Genomic DNA, 14,900 nt, shown 5'->3' on the forward strand with positions numbered 1-14,900 from the left:
CAAGGCCGAAGAGCGACTCGGCGTTGGCGTGCGCGATCTTCCGCCGGTCCTCCTGGTCGGGCAGCGTGTGCAGGAAGTCGGTGAGGGCCGGGGCGCCGAGGCGGTGGAAGGGGCAGTCCCCCGACAGGAGGATGCGGTCGACGCTCGTGTGGTCCAGCGCGTGGCGGAGCAGCCGTGGGGTCAGCATGCCGCTGGTCGCGATGTGGACGTTCGTCGAGAAGTACTCGGCGACGCGTCGCTCCAGGTGGGGGGCGAGGTCGGAGAGGCGGTCGGCCCTGTCGAGCCGGAACAGCAGCATCCCGCCCCAGCGACCCAGGACGATGTGCAGGTCCGGGTGGCGGTCGAAGGTGCCGCGCAGGATCAGGCGGAGTGCCGCGAGTCCGGCCTCGGCGTGCCGGCCCCTCTGGGCCGGGCCTGCGACGACGTCCACCCTCAAGGGCCAGGGCGTCGACGGCGTGGTGACCCTGTACGTCCGCACGCTGTCCGGTACGGTCACGGGCGTCGGCGGCAGCGCACTCCCGGCGCACCGCACCGTCACGATCACCCCCGACGCCGTACCCGACTGGCTCTCGCACCCGGTCACCCCCACACGCCCGATCACACTCGTCGCGGCGACCGTCGAGCAGATCGCGCAGTTCGGCGGCCGGCTCACCCTCACGGAAGCGGTGGCGGCGCTTCTTCCGCCCGAGAGTGCTGCGCTTGAGTGACAAGTAGTACGGCTCCCGAGGGCGTTCACGAAGTGACGAGCTGATTTCTCTTAGCTTCTTCTCAGATCCGGATATATCGGCCGGCAGGCGGTCGCCTGCGTCCGCCACCCATGGAGGTCATCGGATGAATCTTCGTCCCTGGGTTGCAGCGCCGCTGGCGGGTGCGGCTATCGCCCTCATGTCCCCGTCGGCCGGTGCCGCCGAGCCGGCGGCCGCGCGGCACGCGTCCGGCTCCCTGTGGCGCGATGACGGGGACGGGCATGACCAAGGTCACCGCAATCCCTGGCGAGACTGCCGCAGCCACCGCCGCGTCGTGCTCGTCGACAAGAGTCTGAGGGCGATTCTGACGAATGGCCGGCGGGGTCCGGAGGCTCTCGTCCTCAATGGGACCTCGAAATCCTCGTCACCGGTGGCACCGTGGGACAGCTGGAGTGTCGCGACGTATCTGGACGTGAAATACCCCACCCAGACCTCCGGCCAGTACGAGTTCGAGATCCGTGATTTCTTCCGAGTGCACCCCCTCTTCGTGGTGAAGGCCCTCGACAACCACAAGCGGGTCTTTCCCTTCCCGGTCACCCACTGCCGCGACGGCCAGGACGACGGCGACCGCGAGGACCGTGACGGTCCGCATGGAGGCGCAATTCCTGACGGCAGCGGCAAGTCCGGCTCCCCCCAACCCCGGAAAGAGACCGTCCCCGGGGGCACCGATTCCGCCGGCCCGCGGGAGAACACGGCTGCCGGCTGGAGCGCCGGCCTGCCGAGCGCCCTGTACATCGTGCTCGCGGCCGGCGGTCTGCTGACAGTTCTGGGAATGCTGGCTACGGCCTGGCTTCGCCGGCGTCGTTCCGCCGAGTGACACCCGGCCGGACCTCAGCCGTACCGGTCGACGCCCGGCCGGCCTCCGGGGAGGCGGCCGGGCAGCCGAAGCCGTAGGCCTCCGCTGCTGCATGCGCGGCATGCAGCAGACTCGCTGTGTAGCGTGCCAGGCTGTCGCGGTCCGGTACCAGCCGGCCGGTCCCGGTGTGGAGTCCCGAGTCCGGGCCGAGCGGGCCTTCTTCCCTCGGCGGCACCTGCGGTTCGACCGCCACCGGTTCCCTCGGCGGCACCTGCGGTTCGACCGCCACCGGCGCGTGTGCATCGCCGCTGCCACCGGTCGCCGGAGACGTCTCGGCGGGACCGGCTGGGACGAACTGCTGCTTTTGGTGGTGGCCGACGTGGCCGAGGGGACTGGACGTGGCCGCGGGGCCGGGCTTGGCCGTGGGGCCGGGCTTGGCCGTGGGGCCGGGCTTGGCCGGGTGATGGAGCCTGGCCCAGCGATGGGGCCTGGCCCAACGGCTGGGTCGGTATAAGCGGCTGAGTCCGGCCGAGGTTCCGCCACCGCCGGTGGAGGTACCGCCGGCTCCGGCGGTGGTACCGCCGGCTCCGTTGTTCTTCGGCGATTCCGAGGAACTGGGTGCAGGCGAGGGGCTCGGGCGGGGGTCGTGGGGGCAGATCACGTCAGGGCTCTTGATGCCGTAGCTCAGACCCCACTCCCTGTCACAGCCGCCCCAGTATGTCCCCACCCAGCCGCAGTAGGGGCCGCCGTAGCTGTGACAGGGGGCCGCTGATACCTGAGGGCCGGGATCCGGGGCGGGCATCTCGGGCCACTCGGCTGTGTCCCGTGCGGTGCCGACGGCGCCGACCATGCGGACCTGCGCGGCATCGGAACTCCGGGCGGAACTCTGGGACGCCCAGTCCATGGAGTACAGGGGCAGGCCGATGGCTGAGACGGACGCCGCCACCGTTGCAGCAGCGACAGCGCAGCGGGTCAGACGCATGACTGTTCCTCTCGGCGTGAGCGCTGGAGCTGAACGTATGTTTCTGTACTCCCCACCAACAACCAGCGAACCGCCGGTCGGGCGGCCTTGCACCGGTTTTTTCACCCGAAGAGTCGCGAAGGCCGGGTGGTCACGCCCCCCGTCACAGGGGCGGCTGCGAGATGTGAGAGCGTGCAGGGCGTGAGTGAGACACCGACGAACACCCTGCAATACCGCTTTGACGGGCCAGAAGACGCACCTGTCCTGATCCTGGGTCCCTCACTTGGCACCACATGGCACAGGTCGTAACGATCGTCCATGGGTGTCCAGCCGCTCCGGGGCGCGCACAAAATTGCAGGTCAGGTCCCTATGGTTCGCGGGTGTCCGCTCAGTTCGTGACAGCGATGTGAGAGAGGGCGAAGCAGTGAAGCCCATCCGGGAACCAGCCCCCGACGGGGCTTCTGCTCGGAGCCCTGGGACGAAGCCCCGCCGGAGCGCTCCGGCGGGGCTTCGCCGTGATCTCGACTGTGCTTGCGCGCATGACCGCGTTCGGCTCCGCACACAGTGCGCGCTCCTGCGATGCTCGCGGGACGCTGGATTTGCGATTGCGCCCATCTGGGAGGGGAGCCGTAAGACGACGCAGCCGCGCCGGGAAGCCGACGGGGCTGTTCCAGCCGCTGGGTCTCACCGGATCACTTCAGCCGGGCACCGGGAAAAGGCGCTGGAGTACGGCAAGGGCATCTGGATGCGTTACAGCTGCCGACTCATGCAAGCGGTTCGACGGGATTGCCTCCTGGTTCAGACAGGGCGGCGAGATCATCTACCGTCGGCGCCGGTGCGTCATGCTCGGGCGCTGCTGATACGGGCTCGCCGCAGTGGCGCTCCTGCTCGGTGGAGACTGGCGAGCGCTTGCCGGTAGGAGGCGATCAGTCCGGTTTCCAGATAGTCGACTCCCAAGTCCTGGCAGTAGTGGCGGACGATGGGCCGGGCCCTGCGCAGGTGGGGGCTGGGCACGCTGGGGAACAGGTGGTGTTCGATCTGGTGGTTCAGGCCGCCCAGGGCGAGGTCGGTGAACCAGCTGCCGCGTACGTTGCGTGCGGTGAGGACCTGCCGGCGCAGGAAGTCGGGGCGGTCGTTGCCGGTCAGGGTCGGCATGCCCTTGTGGTTGGGGGCGAAGAGGCAGCCGAGGTAGAGGCCGAACAGGCCCTGGTTGACGGCCAGGAACGCGATCGCCATGCCGGGTGGGAGGACGAGGGACAGTGCGGTCAGGTAGGCGGCGGTGTGCCCGTAGAGCAGCGTGCCGTCCAGGGCGCGGTTCTTCAGGGTGCGGTTGCCCAGTGCTCGCGCGCTGGAGACATGAAGGTTGACCCCTTCGAGCAGGAGCAGGGGAAAAAGGAGGAACGCCTGCCGACGGCCGATGATCCTCGGCAGTCCGGTCGCGGCGCGGGCCTGGTCCTGGGACCACACCAGCAGGTCCGGGGCGATGTCGGGGTCGAGGTCCTCGTGGTTGGGGTTGGCGTGGTGGCGGGTGTGTTTGTCCTGCCACCATCCGTAGCCCATCCCGATCGCGGCCCCGGCGATGCGGCCGGCCGTCTCGCTGGGCCGGCGCCGGCGGAAGACCTGGCGGTGCGCGACGTCGTGGGCGAGCAGAGCCACCTGCCCGAACATCACGGCGAGGAACGCGGCGAGCGCCAGGGTCCACCACCCGGCGCCGATGACGACGAACGCGCTCCAGCCCCCGGCGTAGGCGACGGCCACGACGATGGACCGGACGGTGTAGTAGCCGGGGCGCCGGTTCATCAGGCCGGCCTCGGCGATCTTCTTCGACAGGCGGGCGAAATCACTGCCACCTGCGGGGGGAGGCGGGCGACGGCGCGGGGTATGCGTGGTCATGGTCTCGGAGTGTCCTTCCCGGCTGACGGGCCGCATCCGGTCGTGCGGTGTACGCCGGATGCGATGCGGCAGCCGGGTACCCACATCCCTGCCTTCGGACCGGCACCCGATGCTCGTCGGTCGGAGCTCCGGATGTCGCGGGCTTTGACGTAAGGCCCCCACGGAGGGTGGCTGCTGTCGATGAACCTGCCGCGCTGGCAATCGGGGCGAAGCGGCATGACAGGGGTATAAGACACTAGCCTCGGGCCATGGTGACGCGTACCCGGCTGTATCACGACGGCACTCTGGTCCTGGAGGGCTTTCCCGCCAGTGACGTCTCTGCGTATCTCGCTGATCCGGCGTCGGTCCTGTGGCTGGACCTGCACCGGCCCGGAGCCGCTGAACTCACCATGCTCGGTCAGGAGTTCGGCATCCACGAACTGGCTCTGGAGGATGCCGCTCACCATGGACAGCGGCCGAAACTCGACCGCTATCGCACCCACGAGTTCCTCAGCGCCTACGCTGTGACCGTCAGCCCGGACGGTGCGCAACTGACGTACAGCGAGATCGCCGTATTCCTCACCAGCCAGGCCATGATCACAGTCCGCAAGGACGACGGCCTCGACATCGAGGACGTCGTCGCCCGCTGGGACGAGAGCCCGGACCTGGCCGGCCTTGGCGTCGGATTCCTGCTGCACGGTCTGCTCGACCATCTCGTGGACGGACACTTCGCCGCGGTCCAGCAGTTGGACGACAGCATCGAGGACCTGGAGGGTCTGCTCTTCGCGGCCGGGCGCCGTGAGATCGAAGCCGTGCAGCGCCGCGTTTTCGCACTGCGTAAGTCGCTCGTCCAGCTGCGCCGCGTCGTGCTCCCGATGCGTGAGGTGGTCAACACCCTCATGCGCCCCGGCCTGCACCTGATCAACGACCCTCTCGCCCCGTACTACCAGGACGTCTACGACCACGTGCTGCGTGCCACCGAGTGGACGGAATCGCTGCGGGACCTGGTGGCCTCGGTCATGGAGACGAACCTCTCGGTCCAGGCCAATCGCATGAACCTGATCATGAAGAAGGTGACGAGCTGGGCCGCGATCATCGCCGTACCCACCGCGATCACCGGCTACTACGGCCAGAACCTCCCCTATCCTGGTTTCGGCCGTGAGTCGGGATTCGTCACCTCCGCCGCCGTCATCGTGCTCCTGTCCGCATTGCTGTATCTGACGTTCAAGCGCAAGGACTGGCTCTGACCGGCATCGGCACCGGCGACCAGGTCCTGAAGGTAGGAAACTGCCTGGTCATCCCGGGCTTTTCGGACCGGTGAGCGGAGTAGTGTTGAAGACACCGGGAGTTCTTCGCGCACCGGCTCCGACGCGGGTGCCGTTCCCGGTGATCGACAGCGCCGGGCCGCACCCACGAGCCCGGGGACAGGTCCGCGCCATGGCTGTGACCATTGACCGTACGACATCGATCAGATGTGCGCCGCCGCAGCCGGCCCGGCTGTCCCTGACGCCCGCGCCGGGCGGGCTGGACGGTATGTGGTGGCCTCGCTCCCGTGCCTTCACCCGTGAGCTGCCGTCGTTGACGGCCGCATTGGGCGATCTCTGGGGTCGTATCACGGGTGTCACCGTGCACCCGGCCTACTGGCCCGTCCTGCCGCACTGGGTGTCCTATGCCGGGCGCACCGTGCAGGTGGGCTGGTCCACCGAGGAGCAGGATCCCCACAGACTCACTCTTTTCTCCGCTGACGGCCGCCGGGACGTGCTGGTGATTCCGCCGGAAACCGGTGCGGATGCCGCCGCGCAGTTGATGGTCGGCGACGGCGTCGATGCCTCGGCCCGGGAGCAAGCAGCAGACAGGATCGATGCACGAAACAGGGAAGAAGCCTGGGAGGCCGACGGCGGAGCAGGTCGACCGTCGTCCCTGCCCCGGCCCATCGGCTCGGCAGGGCCTTCGCCCGCCGGTCGGCGGAGGTGAGATCCCATGCTCGTCATCGCCGTGGCCGTGCTGCTCGTCCTGATCGCCGTCGGAGTCGTTCTGATCCACCGGCTCAACGGCCAGCACGCCGAACGGATCGCTGCCTTCCACTACAGCGATGTTCTGCCGGGGATCGGGCGTCGGCCCCGGAGGCACCGTCGGTCGGCGGTGTATGCGACCGTTCCGACACGCCCCACTGCGACGGCGACCGCGGATGACATCGACTTCGGCCCGACCGTGGGCAGTAGAGGAAGGCGCGTCATGGCGATATTGCGAGACCGGAAGACGTACCGCGAGAGGATCATGCAGGCTCTGTACCAAGCCCCAGAAGGCAATCGCCTCCTGGGTGTCGATGGGGCGAAGCTCCGCACCGACCTCGGTATCCCTGAGCAGGACATGGCCGCTGCCTGTATGTACCTGGCAGGTGAAGGCTGGGTCGTCGTGGACTGGGGGAGGGGCAACACGCCCGCGATGATCACGCTGACGCACCGGGGGATCCGGCAGATGGAGACAGAAGAGGAAGGGCGTGGCTGAGTCGCCGCGTCGGTTTTTCGGACCGAAGTGAACCTTCGCAAGGATTGCTTGTGCCGGATTGATCCGCGGGGCGGCGCACGCTCACGTGCAATGACCCGGAAGGGCGGCTCCGGCGGGTATACGCCGGAGCCGTTGCCTGTTTCCGCAACCGCGCCTGCGGCGAAGCGCTCGCGGGAGCGTCGTGCGGAGTACCGTGAGGTAGCAGGGTCGTATCGTGGTCGCACGCCGTGCGGTCGCACTGCTCTCTGCGGACGGGCGGACACCATGGCAGGCTCAGACACCCCCGACTTCCCCAGGCTCCTGCCGGACGCCGTGCACCGGTCGGTGAAACCCGGAACGGCCCTGCTGCGACTGGAGACCACCCACGCACGCGAGGGAATCCTGGACGGCGCATGGTGGCCGCGGTCCCGGGACATCGGTGCCGAGCTTCCCTCGCTGATCTCCGCGTTGACCGAGCATCTCGGGCCTGTCACCCGGGTCGGTCTGGACGGCAGCGCCTGGGACGAACTGCCGACCCGGGTGATGGTCGACGACCGGGTCGTGCACATCGACTCCTTCCCGGTCGGTGACGACACCGTCCTCATCACCCGAGGCGAAGGGGACCTTTTCTCTCTGTTGCTGGTCCCTCCGGACACGTCGCCCGACGCGGCACGCGCCGCGATGGCCAGGGCCGTACGGGCCGAAAACGTCACCGAGGCCAGGCAGATCCTCATCGAAACGGGCAGCGACACGCCACCTACGCCGGCCTGACACGTCCGTCGCAGATCGACTCCCCACCCGGCCTGGACGCTAGATGCGGGCGAACTCCTCCGTCTGCTGGGCGAATTCCCGGGCCATGGCAGCGCTGACCGTGGGCTTGGTGTCGCAGATCGTGTCCAGGTAGTCGTCGGTGGTGGGGGTGGTCCGGGTTCCGGTGTCGAAGGTGCGCTCGAACTGGGCCTGGGAGACGGTACGCGCCGCGTGGGCGATGTCGGCGGGGGTGAACCCCTCGCTGGCGGACGCGAGTACCGCGCTGTCGGCCCGCGCGCCCGCTCGGGCCAGGTAGCTCTCCCACAGTGCGGTCCTGGCGGTGTGGTCGGGAGGGCCGATCGGCAGCACGTAGTCGAAGCGGCCGTGCCGCAGGAACGCGGAGTCGAGCGTGGTCACGTTGTTCGTGGCGCAGACGAGCAGCCGTCCGTCCTGGCTTCGGAACCGGACGATCGCCTTGAGCAGTTCGTTGACGACGCCGACAGCGGTCGCGTCCGCGCCGCCGCGTTCGCCGGCGACCTCCTCGACCTCGTCGATGAAGACGAGGACGTGGTCGAGCCGGGCGATCTCGTCGAAGCGCCGGTTCAGCCCGGTCGCCAGGCCGTACTCGGCGGCCAGACGGGCGGGGAACAGTTCGAGGAAGGGCCATCCCAGGCGGCTGGCGATCGCGTGCGCGAACGTGCTCTTGCCGGTCCCGGGCGGGCCGAACAGCATCACCGCCCGTGGCGGTTCCACTCCGTGCTGGGCGGCCAGTTCGGGATGGGCCAGCGGCAGGACCAGGCGCCGCTCGATGAGCTGCTTCTCCCGTTGCATGCCCGCGACCTTCTGCCAGAGCCCCCCTGGCGGCAGCTCCGCTCCGAGCGAGGACAGCGTGCCGGCCGACTGCGGGGTCACCGGTCCGCGTTTCTCGAAGAAGACCAGCCCCGGGCGGGCGCCGAAGTCGCAATTGCGCAGGGCGGTGGCACCGGTCTCGCCCTCGGGCAGGGCGGCGTGCACCGCGCGGACGCCGGCGGCGAAGACGCGTTGCTCAAGGGCGGTGATCAGGGCACTCCCCAGCCCGCGCTGCCGCCAGCCGGGCGCCATGCAGATGCGCAGGATCCATGCCCGTTCGCCCTCCACCCTGCTTACCGCGGCGCCGATCAGCACGTCGTCGGCCGTGGCCACCACGGCCGGGTGGCGGGTCTGGAGGGCCGTCACGGCGTCCGAGAGTGGGAAGAGCGGCGGCTCCTCGGTCGTGCCGCTCTGCATGTCGACACGGATCACCGCTTCGAGATCGTCCTGGGTGTAGTCCCTGACCCGCCAACCCGTCATGATCAGCTCCGCGTGTTCGGCCGTACCCCCATCATCAGCCGGTGCCCGGAGGATGCGCGCGACAGGCGACGGTCACGAATCCTCCCTGGTGCCACGGATCGCTCGGGCCGTAGTCGGCTTCACGCCGCGGTGCCGGGCGCGCTGCCTGCCGGGCTGAGGGACGTGTCGGTGCGGCCGGTGCCGGCCGGTGGCGCTGCCGCGGCGGGTGCGGCGGCAGCGGTTTCCCGGGCGAGGAAGGAGCCGAGCTCGCCGATCGTGCTCATGAGGGGGGCCGGGAAGACGACGGTGGTGTTCTGGTCGACACCGATCTCCACCAGGCTCTGGAGATTGCGCAGTTGAAGCGCCAGGGGGTGGGCCATCATGGTGTCCGAGGCGTCGCCGAGCGCGGCTGCGGCCAGGGACTCGCCCTCCGCGTTGATGATCTTCGCTCGCTTCTCCCGCTCGGCCTCGGCCTGGCGGGCCATGGCGCGCTTCATGGTGTCGGGCAGCTGGATGTCCTTGAGCTCGACCAGGGTGACCTGCACACCCCAGTCGACGGTGGTGACGTCCAGGATCTGGCGGATGTCCAGGTTGATACGGTCCGTCTCCGACAGCGTCTCGTCGAGCGTGTGCCGGCCGACGACCTTCCGCAGGGTGGTCTGGGCGATCTGGTTGATCGCCGAGTTGACGTTCTCGACGGCGACGACCGACTTCACGGCGTCGACGACCCGGAAGTAGGCGACCGCCGACACGTCGACGCTCACGTTGTCCCGGGTGATGATGCCCTGGGACTGGATCGGCATGGTGACGACCCGCAGCGACACCCGGTGCAGGGCGTCGACGAACGGGATGATGAACCGCAGTCCCGGGGAGCGTGTTCCGACGAGTCGGCCGAAGCGGAACAGCACTCCCTTCTCGTACTGCTTGACGACCTTCACGGACAGGGCGAGGGCCAGGACGGCCAGAAGGCCGATCACGACGATGAGAACGATCAGGGCTTGCATGTACTGCTCCTCTGGACGAGGACCACGGGGGGGCGGGTATCCGCCGGTCGAGACCCCTGCATGTGCCTGCGCCGGTTCGCGAGGCAGGGCCGAAACCCGGGAAGGCACCGGTCGGGGCGGCCGTCTCACATGCCGATGACCAGGCGACTGGCGCGATCCGTCCCTGCCGGAACGGCCGCTGAGGCGGGGCCGTCCTCCCCGTACTTCCCTGCCTCGTCGGGTTCGAGTGGCCGGTCGGCGGCGGAGACGGCGTGCCGGGTCTCGTCCGCGGCCATGAGAGCGCTTGCGGTCAGCGGTGGGCCGTCGTAGTCGGACGCGGCCGCCATCAGGCGGGCCGCCGACTCCGTCTCGGTCTCGGGTGGGATGACCAGCAGGTCCCAGCGGCCGGTGCCGTAGGAGAGCAGCAGCAGCTTGTGCGGGTCGATCTCCGGGGTGAACCATCCGACCTTGACGACATGACCGCCCACGGGAATCTCGTGCGGGATGACCGGCCAGTACTTCGGGTTGACGGCGATGCGGGTGATGCGGCCCCACAGGGGGTCCAGCACATCGGTAAGTGCGGGCAGCTCGCTCAGCAGGTCCCGGGAGCGGGGCCACCAGGCACCGTCCAGGAGGCCGCGCGACGTGCCGTCGGTCTTCAGCGCGAGACGCACGGCCGGGGCTGCGACGGGCTCGTGGTGTGGCAGGAGTTGGTGCAAGGTCGCCGACATGATGCGGACCCGTCTCCGGGCCGCCTTGGCGGCGCCCCGGGTTTCGTCTCTCGCCGAGAACGACCCGGCGTGGACCGGTGTGCGAAATGCCCTCGGTGCTGTCCACGGTACTCCGCACACGCCGGGGCGGTTGTGGAGACGCCGCCGCATTCGGTGAAGCGGCTGTCGATACCTGCGGGAGTGGGCTGAGGGCGCCGGGGCACGTCGTGCGCCGGCTACCGGACCGGTCTCACGCCCGACGGCCCGCATGCCCCGGCCCAGCACTCCCCTGGCTCTGTGACGTGTGTTGTTCCGTTCAGTCCGTCACTCCCCGCCAGTCCGCCGGGCCTCGGCGAGGAGTATCCTGGTGATTACCGAGAGCATCTCGTACACCGGCTTCCACGCCGGGTCGTTCTCGGCGATTCATGACAACCGGGCCGGCCGTGACCGGCCCGGGGTTGGGTCCGCATCATGACCGCGACCATTCCGTTCACACCCGCAGTCGGAGACCGGGCCCCTTCTTCGTCACCGCTCCGACTCACGCTGGCGCGGGCCGGCGCCCCTCCGGCCCTGATCGACGGTGCCTGGTGGCCCCGTTCGCGCAACCTGACGGAGGAGCTCCCGGCGCTCGTCGAATGTCTCGACCCGCTGTGGGGGCGGATCACCCGGATAGCGGTGAGCCGCACGTTGTGGCCGGTCATCCCGGGTGAAGTGCCCGCGCACGGCCACATGGTGCGCGTCGGCTGGTCCAACGCCGGGCAGGACCCGCACAAGCTGTTGCTCCTGTCCCACACCTTCGGCCGCTGGGACCTGCTGGTGATCCCACCGGAGACAGCCCCGGCCACCGCAGCCCGGCTCATGGCCACGGCCACCGACCCGTCGCGGAGCCTCACGGCGACCGGCCTGATCCATGAGGCCGAACGTTTCCGGGCCGCGGCAGAGGCAGCGGCCGACTCGGACTCGCTCCGGGAGGCGGTCTGGGACTCCGAAGGCGGACACGACGCCCCCCCACCCCGCCTCACGCACTCCTGACGGACCGGTCACCCGTCACGTGCCCACCGCGGCAGCAGGAGTGTGAGAGATCGGCGGTGGGGGAAAGGCTGCGTGCCGTCGGCCTTTCCCTGGGGGTGGGAGGCCGGCTCACTCCGGGAGGGCGAGGTCGTCGGTGGCGCTCCCGCGCCATTCGATCAGCAGGAGCGTCGCATCGTCCGTCGTGATCCCGCCCCGCGCCCGTTGCAGCGTGTGGGAGAGGGAGCGCGCCACCGTCCGGATCTGTTGGGCCGTGGGCTCAAGGCGGTTCACCCACCCGATGAGCTGCTCCTCACTGAATTCCTCACCGCCGACATCGCGCTCCTCTATCAGTCCGTCGGTGAAGCACAGGATCCGGTCGCCGGGGATGAGAGCCACTTCACTGATCCGGGGCTCGTGACCGCCGAAGCCGACGGGCAGCGTCGTCGGGCCCTGCAGCCGTCGTACGACACGGTGTCCACGGATCAACAGAGGAGCGGGATGTCCGGCGTTGACCCACTGAAGCCTGCCCGTTGCCGTGTTGAGCCGCATCATCTGAGCGGTCACGAAGTGGTCGGGGCCGAACTGATCGGCGACGGCCCGGTCCATGAACGTATAGATCTCCGACAGGCCGACGCTGATGCGCCGGGCATGCCGGTAGGCTCCGATGACCACCGTGGCCATCGTGGCGGCGTCCAGTCCGTGGCCCATCGCGTCGACCATGGCCACATGCAGGACATCGCCGTTGAGGGCGTAGTCGAAGCTGTCGCCGGCCACGTCGTAGGCGGGTTCCAGCATCCCGGCCAGCTCGACCCGGGGCGTGGACATCGCCAGCGGTGGCAGCAGCGACCACTGGATCTCCGCCGCCACACTCATCGGTTCTCTGCGGCGCAGCCGGAAGAACAGATCGGTGTAACCGTGCTTGGTCACCAGCATGTCGGCCACGAGCGAGGCGAGCCTGCGCAGCAGCCGTCGCTCGTCGTCGTGGACGCGGTCCAGGGTGACGGCCAGGACGCCCACCTGGTCGCCACCGTCCAGCAGGGGCATATAGACCCGTACACCGCCGGCCTGCGGCACCTCGACGGGACGCGCCTCCTGGAAGGCACGACCGGCATCGGAGCCGTCGATCGGCTGCGGTTCCCCGGCTGCCAGCCCGTCGCCCGGCAGGGGGACGAGCCACACCTGGCCGTAGTCCTGCAGGAAGAGCGAGGTCTCGCGGCCGTCGAGCCTGCCGATCTGCCGTGCGACGAGCGGACCGAGCTGGTGCGGCGGCAGCTCGTGCCCCTGGTCCAGCAGGATTCCCAGAAACTCCTCCCCGAAGCGCTCCGACCGGGTGGAGCCTTCCGCGGGTCCTTGCCCCTCACCGCCCGTCATCGCCGTGGCCCGGGGGGGACGTTCTGGCGGATCTTCACGAAGGTGCTGTGCATACGAACTCCCGACGGAGACTCACCGGTCGACGCGGTGGGGAACTCCCGCCCGGATCGTGGGGGTCGATCCACCGACTCCCCATCGAGTCGGCCGTGCGCTCGTGCGGCGAGGACCGGCACAACGGCCACCGGGCGCGCCCCGGCCGAGCCGCGGCGGCTGGTCAGCACCGGCGGCGGCCTCAGCCGGATCGACCTCTTCGCCGTCGTCGTCCGCCGCCGCGAACATCTTGGTGGGGTCCGCGCCGTCTGCCGGCCTGCCCGCAGCATGGATCACTGCCCTGCAGGGCAACCGACCCCGCCTACCAGTAGTGGCGTCGACCGGCGACGGCGTGTCCCATCGCGCCGAGGATCCACAGGATGGCTCCCACGACCAGCAGGATGATCCCGATGGTCCACAGGATGGACAGGCCGGTGAGGAAGCCGACGACGAGCAGAATGACGCCCAGGATGATCATGATCTCTCCTTCGGGGAGTGGTGCCGGCGCGCCCGCGAACTGCTATGGGCCGCAAGGGCGTCGGCGGGAACTGCCGATCTCCTCCTCACTCCACGCGGTGTGGTCCGTGGCGGCTGACCTGTAGGCGGACCTCGGTTGGCATGTCGGTGAGGCCGGTGGACCGACGCGCGGTGCCGATCGGGCCTTCGCACAGGGCACCGAGAGTGGCGCCGGGCGTGCCCTCGGGGGTGAGGGTGAGCTTGATGCGGGTGCGGTGGCGGCCCGGTCGGCCGGTGATGAGTACGGCCGCATGGCCTACCCCTGGCAGGGCACCGGCTTCGTTCGCGATCGCTTCGCTGAGTGCGCGGTCGCGCAGTTCGACGCCCTCCTGCGGGGGTGTGCCGCCGACGGGCAGTGAGCCGGGGCGGTGTCGGCTCAGCTGGGCGAGCAGCCACCACAGGGCGAGCAGGGCGGTGAGGACGAGGGCGGCGATGACCGCGGGCCACCACCACCAGCCCTGGCTGCTCCAGCGTGCCCGGTCGGCGGAGCCGAGCAGGACGTCGGCCGGGGTGGTCAGGGGCCAGCCGGCGGGTGGGGCCAGATCGTGCCGCCTGTAGAGGTCGAGCCCGGCGAAGAGGATGAGCAGTCCGCCGCCGAGGAGGACCAGCCCGGCGAGGGCCAGCAGAGTGCGGTTGAGAGCGGATCGCGGCGTCATGGCGGGCTCCGGTGCTGCGGGTCTTGTGTCAGCGGGTGCGTCGCCGCGTCCGTACGGCGATGCGGAGAGGACGGGCGAGGGCGAGCCGGTCGCGCTCCTCGTCGAGGACGGCGGTGAGGTCGTCCTTCACCTGTCGGGGCTCGCGGAAGCGGACGTCCGCGCGGGCTTTGATGCGGTGGCGGCCCACCAGGACGTGCGCCGCGCCGACTCCGGGGACCCGCATGGCGGCGTCGCGCAGCAGGACGGCGGCGCTGTTGCGGTCCACGAAGGCCCGCAATCGCGGGCAGCCGACGGGTGACCGCAGGGGCAGCCAACGGCGCTGACCGGGGGTGAGGGCCAGGACGATCAGCCAGACGCCGACGGTGGCGGCCACGGCGGCCCCCGTCAGCATCCACACGTCGTCCACCGGGCGGGTGGCCAGTTCGTCGGCCAGGTGCCGTCGCCAGGCCGCGGCCGGACGTCCCGCCCGTACGGCGACGACGTCGACGAGCGTCGCGACCGCGGCCACGAGGATCACCGCGGCGACCAGCGCCGCCGTGACGCTGCGCGCGGACCACTTGCGACGGGTTCGGTGCCCTCCTTCGCGCTCACCGGCTGTGAGGTCCGAGGTGGACACGTCGCGTTCGGGAGGATCGGGCTCCTTCGTCAACGGCACTGCGGCACGGTGCCCGGACGACGCGGAGCCGCGGCCCGGGGGACGTGG

At 69.8% G+C, this 14,900-nt stretch carries 16 protein-coding genes and 1 pseudogene; 8 read left to right on the forward strand and 9 right to left on the reverse strand.

Annotated features, from left to right (window positions below; translation table 11 throughout):
- On the reverse strand, positions 1–430 hold a 430-nt coding region (locus LE548_RS38745), incomplete at its 3' end, for an amidohydrolase family protein (protein WP_225101745.1).
- Between the two features lie 25 nt (positions 431–455).
- On the opposite strand from LE548_RS38745, the gene LE548_RS38750 reads away from it, so the two are divergent.
- The 3 genes and pseudogenes from LE548_RS38750 to LE548_RS38760 all read left to right on the forward strand — a co-directional run.
- Positions 456–707, forward strand: a complete 252-nt coding sequence (locus tag LE548_RS38750; RefSeq protein WP_225101746.1) for a hypothetical protein — start codon at positions 456–458, stop codon at positions 705–707.
- A 313-nt stretch (positions 708–1,020) separates the two neighbouring features.
- On the forward strand, positions 1,021–1,563 hold the full coding sequence (locus LE548_RS38755) for a hypothetical protein (RefSeq protein WP_225101747.1): 543 nt from the start codon (positions 1,021–1,023) through the stop codon (positions 1,561–1,563).
- Between the two features lie 1,141 nt (positions 1,564–2,704).
- Positions 2,705–2,803 (forward strand): annotated as a pseudogene (locus tag LE548_RS38760) (3-oxoadipate enol-lactone hydrolase); the annotation flags it as partial.
- Between the two features lie 540 nt (positions 2,804–3,343).
- Here the strand turns inward: LE548_RS38760 and LE548_RS38765 are convergent.
- A complete protein-coding gene (locus LE548_RS38765) occupies positions 3,344–4,396 on the reverse strand; it encodes an acyl-CoA desaturase (RefSeq protein WP_225101748.1) in 1,053 nt (350 codons plus the stop codon).
- Between the two features lie 248 nt (positions 4,397–4,644).
- Between LE548_RS38765 and LE548_RS38770 the strand changes: the two genes are divergently transcribed.
- From LE548_RS38770 to LE548_RS38785, 4 genes are all read left to right on the forward strand, one after another.
- Positions 4,645–5,622, forward strand: coding sequence for a magnesium transporter CorA family protein (locus tag LE548_RS38770; protein ID WP_225101749.1), 978 nt, complete (start codon positions 4,645–4,647; stop codon positions 5,620–5,622).
- A 190-nt stretch (positions 5,623–5,812) separates the two neighbouring features.
- On the forward strand, positions 5,813–6,349 hold the full coding sequence (locus LE548_RS38775; protein WP_030645391.1) for a DUF5994 family protein: 537 nt from the start codon (positions 5,813–5,815) through the stop codon (positions 6,347–6,349).
- Positions 6,350–6,355: 6 nt separating this feature from the next.
- Positions 6,356–6,883, forward strand: coding sequence for a hypothetical protein (locus tag LE548_RS46760; protein WP_374116231.1), 528 nt, complete (start codon positions 6,356–6,358; stop codon positions 6,881–6,883).
- Positions 6,884–7,147: 264 nt separating this feature from the next.
- Positions 7,148–7,633, forward strand: a complete 486-nt coding sequence (locus tag LE548_RS38785; protein WP_069777876.1) for a DUF5994 family protein — start codon at positions 7,148–7,150, stop codon at positions 7,631–7,633.
- Between the two features lie 39 nt (positions 7,634–7,672).
- Here LE548_RS38785 and LE548_RS38790 read toward each other — a convergent pair whose 3' ends face one another.
- The 3 genes from LE548_RS38790 to LE548_RS38800 form a co-directional block, all read right to left on the reverse strand.
- Positions 7,673–8,941 (reverse strand): ATP-binding protein, encoded by a 1,269-nt coding sequence (locus LE548_RS38790; RefSeq protein ID WP_069777875.1) that lies wholly within the window; start codon positions 8,939–8,941, stop codon positions 7,673–7,675.
- A 119-nt stretch (positions 8,942–9,060) separates the two neighbouring features.
- The gene (locus LE548_RS38795) at positions 9,061–9,924 is read right to left on the reverse strand and encodes a slipin family protein (RefSeq protein ID WP_225101750.1); all 864 of its coding nucleotides are present in this window, start codon (positions 9,922–9,924) and stop codon (positions 9,061–9,063) included.
- A 125-nt stretch (positions 9,925–10,049) separates the two neighbouring features.
- On the reverse strand, positions 10,050–10,634 hold the full coding sequence (locus LE548_RS38800; RefSeq protein ID WP_225101751.1) for a DUF5994 family protein: 585 nt from the start codon (positions 10,632–10,634) through the stop codon (positions 10,050–10,052).
- A 450-nt stretch (positions 10,635–11,084) separates the two neighbouring features.
- On the opposite strand from LE548_RS38800, the gene LE548_RS38805 reads away from it, so the two are divergent.
- Entirely contained in the window at positions 11,085–11,645 is a 561-nt protein-coding gene (locus LE548_RS38805) for a DUF5994 family protein (protein WP_055495849.1), read from the forward strand.
- A gap of 108 nt (positions 11,646–11,753) precedes the next feature.
- Here LE548_RS38805 and LE548_RS38810 read toward each other — a convergent pair whose 3' ends face one another.
- From LE548_RS38810 to LE548_RS38825, 4 genes are all read right to left on the reverse strand, one after another.
- Positions 11,754–12,995 (reverse strand): PP2C family protein-serine/threonine phosphatase, encoded by a 1,242-nt coding sequence (locus LE548_RS38810; protein WP_055707164.1) that lies wholly within the window; start codon positions 12,993–12,995, stop codon positions 11,754–11,756.
- A 352-nt stretch (positions 12,996–13,347) separates the two neighbouring features.
- Complete coding sequence (locus LE548_RS38815) at positions 13,348–13,503, reverse strand: DUF6131 family protein (protein ID WP_099054839.1); 156 nt, start codon at positions 13,501–13,503, stop codon at positions 13,348–13,350.
- 85 nt (positions 13,504–13,588) lie between these two features.
- A complete protein-coding gene (locus LE548_RS38820) occupies positions 13,589–14,197 on the reverse strand; it encodes an alkaline shock response membrane anchor protein AmaP (protein WP_225101752.1) in 609 nt (202 codons plus the stop codon).
- A 28-nt stretch (positions 14,198–14,225) separates the two neighbouring features.
- The gene (locus tag LE548_RS38825; protein ID WP_225101753.1) at positions 14,226–14,852 is read right to left on the reverse strand and encodes a DUF6286 domain-containing protein; all 627 of its coding nucleotides are present in this window, start codon (positions 14,850–14,852) and stop codon (positions 14,226–14,228) included.
- Positions 14,853–14,900: the final 48 nt, after the last annotated feature.

This window comes from Streptomyces sp. CoH27 (genome assembly GCF_020181035.1).
Taxonomy (GTDB): domain Bacteria; phylum Actinomycetota; class Actinomycetes; order Streptomycetales; family Streptomycetaceae; genus Streptomyces; species Streptomyces camelliae.

Excerpts from the sequence above, each read along its gene's own strand:
- LE548_RS38765 (WP_225101748.1), bottom strand. The coding sequence starts at position 4,396 with ATGACCACGCATACCCCGCGCCGTCGCCCGCCTCCCCCCGCAGGTGGC.
- LE548_RS38770 (WP_225101749.1), top strand. The coding sequence starts at position 4,645 with ATGGTGACGCGTACCCGGCTGTATCACGACGGCACTCTGGTCCTGGAG.
- LE548_RS38775 (WP_030645391.1), top strand. The coding sequence starts at position 5,813 with ATGGCTGTGACCATTGACCGTACGACATCGATCAGATGTGCGCCGCCG.
- LE548_RS46760 (WP_374116231.1), top strand. The coding sequence starts at position 6,356 with ATGCTCGTCATCGCCGTGGCCGTGCTGCTCGTCCTGATCGCCGTCGGA.
- LE548_RS38785 (WP_069777876.1), top strand. The coding sequence starts at position 7,148 with ATGGCAGGCTCAGACACCCCCGACTTCCCCAGGCTCCTGCCGGACGCC.
- LE548_RS38790 (WP_069777875.1), bottom strand. The coding sequence starts at position 8,941 with ATGACGGGTTGGCGGGTCAGGGACTACACCCAGGACGATCTCGAAGCG.
- LE548_RS38795 (WP_225101750.1), bottom strand. The coding sequence starts at position 9,924 with ATGCAAGCCCTGATCGTTCTCATCGTCGTGATCGGCCTTCTGGCCGTC.
- LE548_RS38800 (WP_225101751.1), bottom strand. The coding sequence starts at position 10,634 with ATGTCGGCGACCTTGCACCAACTCCTGCCACACCACGAGCCCGTCGCA.
- LE548_RS38805 (WP_055495849.1), top strand. The coding sequence starts at position 11,085 with ATGACCGCGACCATTCCGTTCACACCCGCAGTCGGAGACCGGGCCCCT.
- LE548_RS38810 (WP_055707164.1), bottom strand. The coding sequence starts at position 12,995 with ATGACGGGCGGTGAGGGGCAAGGACCCGCGGAAGGCTCCACCCGGTCG.
- LE548_RS38815 (WP_099054839.1), bottom strand. The coding sequence starts at position 13,503 with ATGATCATCCTGGGCGTCATTCTGCTCGTCGTCGGCTTCCTCACCGGC.
- LE548_RS38820 (WP_225101752.1), bottom strand. The coding sequence starts at position 14,197 with ATGACGCCGCGATCCGCTCTCAACCGCACTCTGCTGGCCCTCGCCGGG.